This window comes from Vibrio sp. Scap24, from assembly GCF_013394185.1.
GTDB lineage: Bacteria > Pseudomonadota > Gammaproteobacteria > Enterobacterales > Vibrionaceae > Vibrio > Vibrio pomeroyi.
The window spans coordinates 1,770,291-1,783,500 of the sequence record NZ_CP041333.1 but is presented as its reverse complement, the minus strand read 5'-3'; the positions used below and the strand labels follow the sequence as shown (position 1 = coordinate 1,783,500).

Here is a 13,210-nt window from a genome sequence, read left to right as displayed (position 1 = left end):
CTCGCGTGGCTTTATATTTTAGACAGCAGTCTGTGATTAATCTAGCTTGTTATTCTACAAGTTCGTTGCCGCTGGTGTTGCCTGCAAAGAAAGCGTCAACGCTGGTTAGCGTTGTATTGGCAATGTTGAACAGAGCATCTTTGGTCAAGAAAGCTTGGTGGCCTGTAAACAGCACGTTGTGGCAAGCAGATAGGCGACGGAATACGTCATCGACAATCACATCGTTAGACTTGTCTTGGAAGAATAGCTCTTTCTCATTGTCGTAAACATCAAGGCCAAGCGCGCCGATCTTGCTCTGTTTCAGTGCTTCGATTGCTGCGGTTGAATCTAACAGTTCACCGCGGCTAGTGTTAACGATCATCACGCCATCTTTCATTTTCTCAAATGCAGTCGCATCTAATAGATGGTAGTTCTCTTTGCTCATCGGACAGTGTAGAGAAATCACATCAGACTCTTGATAAAGCTCATCCAGTTCCACGTATTTAGCACCTAGTTCAACGGCTAATGGATTTGGATACGGGTCGTAACATAGGATGTTCATGCCCAAACCTTTCAGAATGCGCATTGTCGCTAGACCAATCTTACCTGAACCAATCACACCAACGGTTTTACCGTGGAAGTTAAAGCCTACCAAGCCTTCAAGGGAGAAGTTCGCATCACGAGTGCGTTGGTATGCCTTGTGCAGTTTACGGTTCAAACACATCATCATGCCGACTGTGTGCTCTGCTACCGATTCTGGTGAATAAGCAGGAACGCGAACCACTTGCAGGCCAAACTCTTTGGCGGCGTCTAGGTCGACTTTATCAAAGCCTGCACAGCGCATTGCAATCAGCTTTGTGCCGCCTTGTGCAAGAATTTCTAGCACGTCTCGTGATAGATCGTCGTTTACAAATGCACACACCACTTCGTTGTCGTGCGCCATTTTCGCTGTAGTTGTGGTGAGGCGAAAATCATGGAAATGAAACTCAGCGTTGAGTTCGCCTTTCGCTAGGTTGAATGATTTTTCGTCGTATGATTTTGAGCTAAAAAAAGCAATGTTGAGCATGGCTTCCTCTCTTACCTAAAAAATGAACACCCCAATTATGTTTATTTGATAAGGGGTTAAAATTAACAGCTTTGTTCAGTGTGCAAGAGTTTTTTTCTCTTGTCTATCACCATTAGTCATTGTAATTACTATGGTTATTTGGTCTTTTATCTTTACTTATTGAACACTAAAAATCACATTACGAAGTAGCTTGCTTGTAAGTTCATCAATATCGAATGGATCTTACTTTCGAGTGTTGAACATCTTCTTGGTCTCTTTCTCTGACCAGAAGTTAATGTTGAATTGTGCGTCGTCACTCAATTCCACTCGATGCCAATATTGAGGTGGACTAGTGGCAAATTGTCCGGCTTCAATCGTGATAACATTTTCTGGTTCTGTTGCTTCTGCATCAGCAAAACCATAGAAGGTGACAGTGCCTTCCATTACGCAAATCTGGCCGAATACACCTTCTGCCGTATTGTGATGGTTAAGCAGTGCTGCTGGGATGTTGTCTTTGGTGAAAAACGGTGTTGAACGTTGGATTTTCCAGTGTGACGGAATACGTAAATGACTCATATAAAACCTCTTATCTGACTGTTCTTTGAAATGGGTACTTCTATGTCGTAGGTGAGCAATCTTTACCAATAGTTCTCACTACTGAATTGACCAGGCTTTCTACGTAAGTGCTTTTCGAAACCTAAGCTGGTTAGCGCTTCACTTGTGTCACGAACCATTTGCGGATTGCCGCAAAGGTAGAAGAAACTGCGGGTTTGATTGAAAGCGACAGACGCGGCTTGCTCAAGGTCGCCTCCAAGTAACAAGCTTGGGATTCGTCCGCGCAAAGTTCCGGTGACAGATTCTCTAGAAATAATTGGCACATATTTAAGTTTCCCTTGAAAGTGATCGACGAGTTGAGTGATACGGTCTCGATAAGTCAGGTCTTGTTCTGTTCTTACGGCATGTACCAAAATCAGATTTTTGAATGAAGAGGCTTTGTCTGAAGCCAATCCATTCAGTTGTTGGATCTGCATGCTTTCGAGCATTGAGATGAATGGACCAACCGCGGTTCCGGTTGAAAGCATCCATAGATCGTCGGCGATCTCTGGGATCTCATCCAATGTCATGAAGCCGCTTGGGTCTTTGCCGACAAAGATGTCATCGCCTACCTTCAATTCATGAAGCTGAGGAGAGAGCTGACCGTTTTGATCCTTAATAATCAAAAACTCTAGATGCTGATGACCTTGCTCATGTTCCGGCGCATTAACCATGGAATAAGCACGTCTCACGAATTCATCTTCACTGTTTAGCAAACCGAGCTTCGTGAACTGACCAGCCTGATAAGGGGAGACAGGAGCACTGACTCGGAGTGAGAACAATTGATCTGTCCATTCTGTCTTGTGTAGGACTTTTCCGGTTACCAAACCATGAGGAATATCTGCCATATCATCACCTTTAAGAAGAGAAGTTATCTCATTAAGGATACTCAACTATTTACACTTTGGAGTTGCATGTAGCATGCCAATAATGAGAATGCTTATCAATACTGGCTTGGCGGTTGAAATTAATTGTTATTGTGTCAAAAAGACACCTTCATAAATAAGTCCAAACGACTCGAATGTGTATTTTTTGTTTGCGTGGGGCGTTGTTTTAGGGGATCTAGAGCCGAGCTTTAGCAAAGTCTGCAGAGTGGTTTGACCCCTGAAGTATTGCACTAATAACTAAAGAGAATAATTTGTAGATGCGTATAATGGCGGCTTTCGATCTCAATATAGCCGTGTTTTATGCTTGATAATCTTCGTATGGCCTTGAACGTGTTGTTCGTGACCATCAATACCGCAATGACTGCGTTTACCGTGAGCTTCTTTGGCCTCATCAAACTGATTCTGCCAATCTCTGTTGTACAAAAGTCGTGTACTCGTTTAGCTAACTTCACATTCTGGTGTTGGGCTTCGCTCAATCTTTGGATGTTAAATGTGAATAATGACATCGAGTGGCAAGTGGAAGGCGGGGAAGATATCTCGACCAAACAGTGGTATTTGATGATGTCGAACCACCTGAGCTGGGCGGATATTGTGATTTTGTCCTCTATCTTGAAAGACAAGATGCCGATGACGAAGTTCTTCCTTAAGCACGAACTGCTGTACGTGCCTTTTGTTGGCTTGGCCTGCTGGGGCTTAGATATGCCGTTCATGCGACGTCACTCACGCGAGTTTTTGCTACGCAACCCAGAGCGTCGTAATGATGATTTCGATGCAATCAACAAAGCGTGTACTAAGTTCAAGCTAGCGCCGACAACATTGGTTAACTTTGTCGAAGGTACGCGTGCTAACCACGACAAACTGGCGACAGCGAAAACCCCTTACCGACACCTATTGAAGCCGAAAACCGGCGGTGTGGCGTTTGCTCTATCTGCAATGGGACCAATTTTAGATGGCATTGTGGATGTCACATTGGCTTACCCTGAAAACCAAGTGTCTCCATTTGAAGATATGCTGAAAGGCAAAATGACCAAGGTTGTGGTGCGTATTAAATTGCACCCGATGGACGAGAACGTAAACGGTAATTACTTTGAAGATAAAGCGTTTAAACGTCGCTTCCACAGTTGGTTAAACAACACGTGGAAAGAGAAAGATGCTTATCTTGATACGGTTTACGGGGTTGATACGCCCTCTGAGGTTGAAACGATTGAGCAGCCTGATGCGGCTCATAAGAAACAAGAGCAGTAAGCTCAATTCAAAGCGACAACTGTCTCGTCCTAAAATACGTTGACAGTATTTCTACTAAGCCAACAGCGCCAGCTGTTGGCTTTTTTCATGCACCTCATTTGGAGTTTTCATCATGAGACTGAGGTGCGGCCTCATATTGTTATAGATATTGATAGACTCTTTTACTAGTCGTTTAAGCTCCTCAAGACTCTTACACCTATCAAGTAAGAACTCTTGTTTCAGGATCCCGTTTATTCTTTCTGCTAAGGCATTTTGGTAGCAATCATAACCATCTGTCATCGAAGGCATTATGCCGCTAGTTTTCAGTTTATCTTGATATACACCTGAGCAATACTGTAGACCACGATCTGAATGATGGATACAAGAATGATGATATCGACGCTCTTTGATAGCCATATCTAGCGCTTTCACGACATCCGTCGCTTTCATTTCATTACTCAGCTCATAACCCATTATTTTTCGGCTAAAAGCATCTGTAACCAATGATAGGTAGTGAACTCCTTCATCAGATTGAACATAGGTTATATCGCTCACCAACACACTCTCTGGACTACATGGCTTGTAGTCCTTTAATAAGTTCGGGTGTTTCTTCATCCAATGCCGACTATTGGTCGTTTTTGTAAAACTACGCTTAGGTCTTACCAACAATCGCTCAGCGCGTAAGTAGTTGAAAAGCGCATCTCGGCCTAACTTGATACCTTGTTCTTGTAGTCTGGGTTTTATTAAAAAATAGAGCTTCCTAGTACCAACCCGAGGCATATAGCGCCTAATATCCAACACCATTTTTTTAATCGGTTTAAGCTCTAACCGACGGTGATGAGCTCGCTTTTCTCGTTGATAAACACTCTGCCTTGTTATGCCGCAAAGCCTACATACTCGAACTAGACTTATTCCTTCTTGCTTTTGAAGGCTTCTGGCTCCTTGGCTAGATACTTTTTTCTGAGACTGGTTCCGTGCTCAGCATCAAGGATATCAACCACTCTATTTAAGAAGAGGTTCTTGATTTTTTCGTCTTCCAACTCTTTTTCAAGACGTTTTATTTTCTGTGCAGGCGATTCTTTAGGCTTAGGTGATTGGCTCATGACATTCATCCTTGGATTTTGCGCCCAATTCATCTTACCGTGCTTTCGAAGCCAGGTTAAAACGGTTGAACGGCCTTGGATACCATAAATGGTTTGGGCTTGTTTATATGTCATATCGCCTCTTTCTACAGCGGCGACGACCTGTAATTTAAAGCCTAGTGTGTAATCACGCTGAGTGCGCTTAACGTAGGTATTATTTGAAGTAGTCATAATTCGTCCTCAATGTGTAAACACATTTCAGGACGAGACAAACATTAAAAAAAAGCCGATAGCTCATTGAACTATCGGCTTTTTTATTGAATTAGGGTTACTAGAGGTAAGCGAGAAAGTTAGTACTTACTACCATTAAATGGCTTGGTAAGCATCGATGATGTGTTTAACTTCACTGGGCTTACCTTGCTTCTCTTGGCCTTGATGAATACGTAAGTAGTGCTGCAGCGTTTTGGCTTTGTACTGCTGAGATACCTTCATTTGTTCATCACAACTCGGTACCCAGATTTTGTCACCCACATTTGATATCTCACTAACCGATCGGCTCTTTTCAGCTTCGCCTGAGTAGTTATTGCTGACCAATAAAATTTCGTAGTAGCGGCGGTTCTCTTCAATCAACACTTCATCAATAAGGCCGAAATTGAGCGACTTTAAATGGCTTCTCAATTCGAATTGCTGATGCACAGGGCACAGCAAGAAATCGATCGCTTTGTCAGGGTGTTGACGGTGAATATCATCGACTAATTTCTGAGTTAGATCGCCACCCACACCTGCAATAATGACTAGATGTCTTCCAGTGTGCTTTTCCAATGGAATCGCTGCGACATCTAGGCAGTAAACTTGCCATTGGCTAGCGACCTTTTGCTCTACTGTTTCACCTTGGGGAAAGTAACGAGTTAGCTTGCCTTCCAATTCATTCATCAGAGACGGGACGATATCGACAAAGTGAATCTGAGGGGCTTTGTTATCCGACAGTAATTGAACACCCAAGAAGCCGTGATCACAGCAACAGTCCCAAATATGTTGGTAGTCATTGCTGACAAGGGAATGGAGAGTTTGCAGTCGGTTACTTAGCTTCATAAGGCTCGTGTCGTTAGAAAAGGGGTATTGTCGTGTTGAACGCGCATTGTAATGACTTTCCATAAAAACAAAAGCACCTAGGGTATGAATCCTAGGTGCTTTGTTGTTCTCGGTATCGTACCAATTGTGATACGAGTGTATTAGCTCGTGTCTATGATGCTTTAGCGACAGCTCTGATATGACCTTCCACTCGATTTTTACCAAGCTGCTGGGCAATCAGTTTGGCTTGTTCCGCGAGTGCCAAAGCAGAATCACGTTCGCCTTCTATGTGCGAGAACCCGACACTGACGCCCAACGACAATGTGATGTCTGGAGTCACAATGGTTTTCTCCGCAACACCAAGTCGGCATTGATCCAGTTGGAATTTAGCATCTTTGGCATCATTCGCTTTGAACAAGACGGCAAATTCTTTACCTCCAATACGAGCTAAACAAAGTCCTTTTGGTTTAGGGAAGTAAGAACGTAGCGCTTCTGCAGTCAGCTTGATCATCTTGTCACCAACCGCTTCACCGTAAGCTCGGTTTACGTGGTCAAAGTTGTCAATATCAAGCAAAGCGACATAGGTGTCGGGCTCGTTTACGTAGTTCTCGACCGCAATGTTGAAACTGCTTTTATTGTCTAACTGTGTCATCAGGTCTTTACTGCTTAATTGATGTTGAAGCAGCAAGTTAGATAACGAGACTTCGGTGTAATCTCTGATCATTCGTAGAATGCTCTGACTGATCGGTAAGTTAGCGTTTAGGTAAATCACCGCGATCAACTGTTTACGAGAGTACAAAGGAATGCAGTAATGACGTTGGTGTATTTTGAGTTTACGCGCCAGTGGGTCGGCGTACTTTCCGTTTCTGTAAGCCATGGTGTCTGGGGCAAAGCGCTCCGCTAAGGCATCATCACAATACACCGTTGACTTGTTTCCGTGGTAGTCGATGGTACTGAATGAGTGGCTCTCAGGCTGATACAGACAGAATTGGATGCCTTTATGATAGGTAAAGCTATCTAAGATGGATTTCAACTTCCGCTTAAAGCTAGCAAGATCTTCCACTTTATTCAGTCGAGACAAAGAGACGTTTAAACGGTAAGCCAGATAGTTTGCGCCAATCCATAACAGAAGCAGGGAGCCAAGCACCACGCCCGTTAATGTAAATTGGTGCGAGCTGGTTAGGATGTCATGGCGATCAGTGCCTGCGATGAATACCCAGTTCAAGCTGTTGTCAGCGTCAAATACCGATATTTTGAAGTTATCTTGATAGTAGTATTCGTGTTTACCGACGGTTTCACCGAGTGAGAGTTGATGGCTGATTCCTGCATGATAGCTGATGGACTTAGAGCCGATACGTTTCGGGTCAGGGTGAAAAACCAGTCGTTCTGTTGCTCTATCCACCACGAACACATAACCATGGTTAAGGGTCTTTAAATCTCTTAAGCCTTGCGTGGTGTGCAGAAGATCAAACTCAATCCATATTTCCTCATTCAACCTTTCGGCAGTGTGCTTAACGGCGAATACCCAACGACCATCTGCCTTTTGGTAAACGGAAGAGATATAGAAGTCTTCAACAACACTGTCTATTGAATGCCACTGTATTGTTGATATCTGTTCATTTGATAGAGGCAGGCCTCGAGTGGAAATATAGTTTTGAGATTGAGGTTGGTATCGAATGATGTCAGAGAAGTTAGGTGTTCTTTTTAGAATATTATCGCTGAGTTCGCGGAATTTTTTGTCATCAAAGCTGGTGGCTTGAGGTAAACCTAGGCTGGTTTCTAGGAAGTAAAGCTTGCCAAATACCGCTTCGATATTGGAACGAATAGTGGAGCTAGCAATGCGGATATTTGATGATGATTGGTTGGTTGCTGCAGTCTCTACTTTTTCTAATTGAGCTGCCGCTAGGTAAAGCATTCCTCCGGTTAATAAGAGTATGTATGGTTTGAAAAGCCGGATAAGTGTTTTAGGTAAAGCCATGATATCCAAAGACGTAATAGATTCATTTTTATAGTACGGCCATACTAAACAGTTTTCTTAATCACAGCAATGCAAATAATTCCATATAAAAGAATGAGTTTTGTGATATTCAGCTAACAAAAAAGCCAGCTACAAACATAACTGGCTTTTATGATTTTTGGTGTTTTATTGAGCTGACTTAGCTTTTAACTTAGATTGACTCAGTCTTACTTGGCGAATAATGCAAAATAGCCATCGACGTTGGCGATAACAGCATTTCACCTTCAGCATGACCCGGTTTTACATTTCTCAGGTTTGTATCACAAATGGTCACCCAGTTTTGATCGCGATCCTTAGGTAATGCGAAGCGTGCAGGGGCGTTGGTTTGGTTGATGAGATAAATCAACTCGTCACCGTCTTTGCCAATTCCCAAGTGTAGTGCTACCGAGCTTAAACGGTTCCAATCATCATGTTCCATCAGTGTGCCATCGACACGGCTCCAGAAGATGCGGTTAGAGTTACGTTTTTCGCCACTGAATGCCTTAATAAATGGCACCATGTATTGTTGACGAGCAGAAATCATTTCCGATAGCCAAGTCTTGAAATACGTTTTTCGCTCAGAGTCTTCCCAGTTAAGCCAACTCGTCTCCCCATCTTGGCAGTATGCGTTGTTGTTACCCTTTTGAGTATGGGATAACACGTCTGCTGTCAGGATATGCGGAATACCGAAAGCAAACAGTAGGCTCGCCATGAAGTTACGCTTCTGCTTTTCACGGGTTGCAATAACCAATAGGTTTTCGGTCTCGCCCTCTACACCGTAGTTTTCAGAGCGGTTGTCACCGTGCCCATCGCGGTTGTTTTCACCATTTTCTTCATTGTGCTTATGCTTGTACGAAACAAGATCTTGCATGGTGAAGCCGTCATGGTAAGTAATGTAGTTAACGGTCAGTTTGTATGGCCAGTGCGCAGCGCTGTAGATGTCACGTGAACCCATTAGGCGAGTCGCAAACTCTTTCAAGTAGCCTTGGTCACCACGCCAGAAGCTACGAGTGATGTCTCTAAGCTTGTCGTTACATTCATTCCAACCTAGAGGGAAATTACCCACTTGATAACCATTAGGACCAATATCCCACGGTTCTGCGATGAGCTTGGTTTCTTTGAGTACAGGATCTTGAGCAACGGCTTTAAAGAAAGCAGCCTCAGGATTGTAGTTGTCACCTTCGCGTCCTAGTGTCGCGGCCAAATCAAAACGGAAGCCGTCGACTTGGAATTCACTTACCCAGTAACGAAGCGTATCCATGACTAAGTTGAGTGCAGGTTGATGGGTGAGGTCGACTGTATTGCCACAACCTGTGAAGTTCGCGTAATGACAACCATGTTTGATGTAGTAGCGGCTATCTAACGCTTTTAGGTTGAAGGTTGTACCGCCTTCACCACCTTCAGCTGTGTGGTTGTAGACAACGTCGAGAATGACTTCGATACCATTGCGGTGCAGCTCACGAATCGCAGTCTTAAGTTCAGTAACCGCGTCTTTCTCTGCATAGCGAGGGTCTGGCACCATGAACAAATATGGGTTGTAGCCCCAGTAGTTTACTTTCCCCATATCCAATAAGTGAGGTTCGTGCATACATGCTGCAATAGGTAAAAGTTGTAGAGAGTTGATGTTTTGCTGTTTGTAAAACGCAAGCATTTCAGGACTGACTAATCCCAAGTAACGGCCTTTAGTATTGGTCTCTACTTCTGGATGAAGTTGAGATAAACCTTTTACATGGGTTTCAAATAGAACGGTCTCTTCACGGCTAATTCGCGGCTTTTCCACGTCTTGCCAATCGAAGGTGTCATCGACAACGACACATTTCGCCATCGCAAAGCTCTTCTCATTGCTATAGGGCGTAACGTAATCGAGCGGTTCGCTTATTGCTTTCGCGTACGGGTCTGAAAGTAGGATAGGGCCATTGTCTGTTTCTGCAATGAAACCGTATTTTTGTCCTGCTTTAATACCTTCAATAAATACATATCTGATATCAGCGTATTCATTTTCCAATTTATAAGTAGTGAATTCATCGTTCTCATCAAAAAGAGCGAGAGAGAGAGATTTACAGTCAGGAGAATAAATTGAGAAGTTGCAGCCAGTGTTACCTAGCGTTGCGCCTAGCGGATAAGGGCGAGCGAGCGTTCTAGTCATTGCTTGATTTCTTGTTCGTTTATCAACATCAGTGAACTATAAGTAAAAAGCTTTGTCACAGTAAGGTCAAGCAACTTCACAGAATAATTACGGTTAAAAAAATAATTCATCGATGAAGTTCAAATTATATATTTGAAGTAGATCTCACTTATGCTGAATAATTAGATCTGAGTGCTGTCTACTCCTCCTAGATTAAGTGATCTACCTCTTTAAAACACCGTTCTGTATATTTTCTACTCCCCTCTAGTCCCCCTTAATTTAGTTAGGGGTGGAGGAAGTCAAACTTGTCATCCCCTCTTAATATTGACCCCGTTGAAACGAATCAGGGGAAACCCTAAACCTCTCTATCTTACGACTACCATTACTGCCTTTGGTTGCCGCAAGAGAGCAAAAATATAAAAACCTAAAATAAATCGTCCTTAATGGAGTTAAGAATGAAAAAAGTAAGTTTGATTGCTGCTGCAGTGGCGACTACGCTAGCTGCTGGCTCTGCGTTCGCTGTTGACTTTAACGGTTACATGCGTGCTGGTACTGGTATCAGCGGTAACGGTAATGGTGATGTATCAGTTAACAAAAACGGTATTGGTCGTCTAGGTAACGAAAATGACAACTACTCTGAGTTTGGTTTAGCTGAAGAATTAAAAACTGGTGAGCAAACGTGGCGCGTTGAGTCAATGATTGCTTCTGGTGCACCAGGCGCAAATGGTTGGGAAGATTCTGATTTTAACGTTGCTCAGTTCGCAGTTAAAGCGAAAGGCGTTCTATCTTTTGACCAAGAAGCGACTCTTTGGGCTGGTAAAACATACTACCAACGTAAAGACATCCACATTACCGACTTCTACTACCTAAATACATCTGGTACTGGTGGTGGTGTTGAGAACATCTCTATTGGCGACCAAAAACTATCTGTTGCATTGATTCAAGATGGCGACACTGATGATTCAACTGGTTACATCTTTGATGCTCGTCTAGCGAACATCGGCCTTTGGCAAGATGCTTCTCTAGAATTTGCTCTAGCGTACAACTTCGCAACTGACTCAGATGACGCAAGCGAGTCTGCTGACGACGGCCTACTAGCTTCTGCGATTTTACACCAAGGAACTAGCAACGGTTTCCACCAAACAGTACTTCAGTACGGTACTAACGGCTACGGCGTACAAGCTGCAAACTTCTGGGGTTCTGGTTCTTACTACGCACGTGGTACTGAAGCATTCAACGAAGCATCTGGTTTCCGTCTAATTAACTGGGGTGTAATGAACCTTGGCGAATCTTGGGAAATGGGTCACCAACTAGCTTACCTAGCGGGTAGCGATATCGGTGGTGCAGACAAAGATGGTAACTACACAAACAAGACTTTCGATATCGACCAGTACTCTGCTGTAGTTCGTCCAATGTACAAGTGGAACGACACTATGCGTACAGTATTTGAAGCTGGCTACAACGCTGGTGAGCGAATTGCTGAAGGTGGTCTAGCGACTGAAGATTTCGGTAACGCTAAATTCACAGTAGCTCAAGCTTGGGCTATGGGTGACAGCTTCTGGGCTCGTCCTGAAATCCGTGTTTACGGTTCTTACATCCTAGATACTGAAAACAAAGAAGCATTCAATGGCGACGATACAGAATATGTATTCGGTATCCAAGCTGAAGCTTGGTGGTAAACATCTAGCGTAACAAATCCTAAACTGTCCTAATTCATAGCCGGCTCGCGTCGGCTATTTTTTTAAGGAATGTACGATTAAGTTGATCGTTCCCTAGGTGAATAGTTCTCTTTGTGGTAATTAAAGTTAGTAAATTTCTTAAAAAAATAACAAGAAGGAAGGGTTATGTATTTTAAAGCTCTAATGTTGAGTGGCTGTGTTGCGTTGGCCGGTTGTCAATCTGCACAAGTAGTTGAGCAAGTGCAAGTGGCACAGGCTGAACAAGTTAACTCTATTGCTGGTCTTCAATTTGCCCCTATGAAGCTTCCAAGCTCGGCAATTTTCGATGTAACACCAGACAGTCAAATTTTAAACTATCAGGGTATAAACAGCCCTGTAGTAGCGATCGAACTACCAGCGGATCGTGGTGAATACTCTATTAAGATCACTAGCATGATCGGTGAGACTGCATTTGTTCCTAATGCGGTTATCTATGATAAGAACGGTCGTGAGTTAGAGCGTTACGGTAAAGACAGCTTTGAATACGCGAAGCCTAGGTTGCACTTGGGCAACCGTCTTGTTGCAGAAAACGATTTCTACCCACCGACAACTGCTGAGTCTGTGTACTTAGTTATTTATACAGAGCAAGAAGATCTTGGTGGTTTTACTGATGTAATTCACCCTGCACGTCTAGATGCGGAAGGCCGTGGTAACTATTTGCCAGAAGTAGAAGATATTCCAGTTCCAAATGCGAATGTTGGTAAGATAGAAGTAACGATTGATAGAGTGGGTTTCTTCTCATTCGGGTCTAGCAGTGAATCTAACGCTAAACCAGCGGCAGCAGCTAAGGTTGAGACAATTCAACCAGAAACACAAACTTACTACCATAATGCCATTCAAGCAGCAGTAGATGCAGATAATATTCCAAAAGCTCTGAGCCTGCTAGATGAAGCAAAAGCATTGGGTATTGAAGGCGCACAAGAAGTTTTTGTAAAAGCAGTCAATAAAAAGTAGTCGACGAGTTTGTAAATACCGATTGATATAAAGAGAAGGGCTCCTAACTAGGAGCCTTTTTTATTGCCTGTAGTAAATTAAAAGTAATACTGATATTCACCGAACACTTGAATGTAAATAACCACAGACTTACACACAATAACCAATGGCTAATATAAATGGGTGTGATTCGTTATTTATGGATTTGATTTACTAGCGGCTAACAAAAAAACACTCTCGTCTACTTTACTCCCCTCAAACAGTTTAATACGAACTCTATTTACATATCACCATTTCATCTACCGACCTAAGCTTGACTTCCTAAATTTTACGCATACTGGAATAAGACGTTCACATGTACTCGTTATGCTTTCTACTAAGAACTAAGAACTAAGAACTAAGAACTAAGAACTAAGAACTAAGAACTAAGGACTAAGGACTAAGAACTAAGGTGGTTAATTTATCTCTTAACATTGGAGTTAACGGAGGCAATGGAATGATGTGGTGTATTTGGAATGGTGTTTGTTGAGCACAAAAAAAGGGAGACTGACGTCTC

10 protein-coding genes are annotated in these 13,210 nt (G+C 43.1%); 3 read left to right on the top strand and 7 right to left on the bottom strand.

Going from position 1 to position 13,210, the window contains the following annotated elements; translation table 11 throughout:
• Positions 1–49 precede the first annotated feature (49 nt).
• The 3 genes from FLM53_RS23185 to FLM53_RS23175 form a co-directional block, all read right to left on the bottom strand.
• Positions 50–1,045 carry a 2-hydroxyacid dehydrogenase gene (locus FLM53_RS23185; RefSeq protein ID WP_176679221.1) on the bottom strand — a complete coding sequence of 332 codons (996 nt, stop codon included), beginning with the start codon at positions 1,043–1,045 and terminating at the stop codon, positions 50–52.
• A gap of 222 nt (positions 1,046–1,267) precedes the next feature.
• The gene (locus FLM53_RS23180) at positions 1,268–1,600 is read right to left on the bottom strand and encodes a DUF1971 domain-containing protein (protein ID WP_048660978.1); all 333 of its coding nucleotides are present in this window, start codon (positions 1,598–1,600) and stop codon (positions 1,268–1,270) included.
• Between the two features lie 62 nt (positions 1,601–1,662).
• Positions 1,663–2,466, bottom strand: a complete 804-nt coding sequence (locus FLM53_RS23175) for a ferredoxin--NADP reductase (RefSeq protein WP_176679222.1) — start codon at positions 2,464–2,466, stop codon at positions 1,663–1,665.
• A 339-nt stretch (positions 2,467–2,805) separates the two neighbouring features.
• Between FLM53_RS23175 and FLM53_RS23170 the strand changes: the two genes are divergently transcribed.
• Positions 2,806–3,750, top strand: a complete 945-nt coding sequence (locus FLM53_RS23170) for an acyltransferase (RefSeq protein ID WP_176679223.1) — start codon at positions 2,806–2,808, stop codon at positions 3,748–3,750.
• Positions 3,751–3,804: 54 nt separating this feature from the next.
• Here the strand turns inward: FLM53_RS23170 and FLM53_RS23165 are convergent.
• The 4 genes from FLM53_RS23165 to glgX all read right to left on the bottom strand — a co-directional run bounded on the left by FLM53_RS23165 (position 3,805) and on the right by glgX (position 10,024).
• Positions 3,805–5,042 (bottom strand): IS3 family transposase gene (locus FLM53_RS23165; protein ID WP_176679224.1). Its coding sequence is split into 2 segments (ribosomal slippage): positions 3,805–4,670 and positions 4,670–5,042, totalling 1,239 coding nucleotides; the frame shifts between segments, so codons are not numbered across the junction.
• 135 nt (positions 5,043–5,177) lie between these two features.
• Positions 5,178–5,903, bottom strand: a complete 726-nt coding sequence (locus FLM53_RS23160) for a tRNA (adenine(22)-N(1))-methyltransferase TrmK (protein ID WP_176679225.1) — start codon at positions 5,901–5,903, stop codon at positions 5,178–5,180.
• 151 nt (positions 5,904–6,054) lie between these two features.
• Positions 6,055–7,797: a diguanylate cyclase domain-containing protein gene (locus tag FLM53_RS23155; protein WP_176680056.1), complete on the bottom strand. Its 1,743-nt coding sequence runs from the start codon at positions 7,795–7,797 to the stop codon at positions 6,055–6,057.
• Between the two features lie 253 nt (positions 7,798–8,050).
• Positions 8,051–10,024 (bottom strand): glycogen debranching protein GlgX, encoded by a 1,974-nt coding sequence (gene glgX / locus FLM53_RS23150; RefSeq protein ID WP_176679226.1) that lies wholly within the window; start codon positions 10,022–10,024, stop codon positions 8,051–8,053.
• 434 nt (positions 10,025–10,458) lie between these two features.
• Here glgX and lamB point away from each other — a divergent pair, with 434 nt between their 5' ends.
• Both lamB and FLM53_RS23140 read left to right on the top strand, forming a co-directional pair.
• On the top strand, positions 10,459–11,682 hold the full coding sequence (lamB, locus tag FLM53_RS23145; RefSeq protein WP_176679227.1) for a maltoporin LamB: 1,224 nt from the start codon (positions 10,459–10,461) through the stop codon (positions 11,680–11,682).
• A gap of 165 nt (positions 11,683–11,847) precedes the next feature.
• On the top strand, positions 11,848–12,675 hold the full coding sequence (locus FLM53_RS23140) for a MalM family protein (RefSeq protein ID WP_176679228.1): 828 nt from the start codon (positions 11,848–11,850) through the stop codon (positions 12,673–12,675).
• The last annotated feature ends 535 nt before the right edge of the window (positions 12,676–13,210 follow it).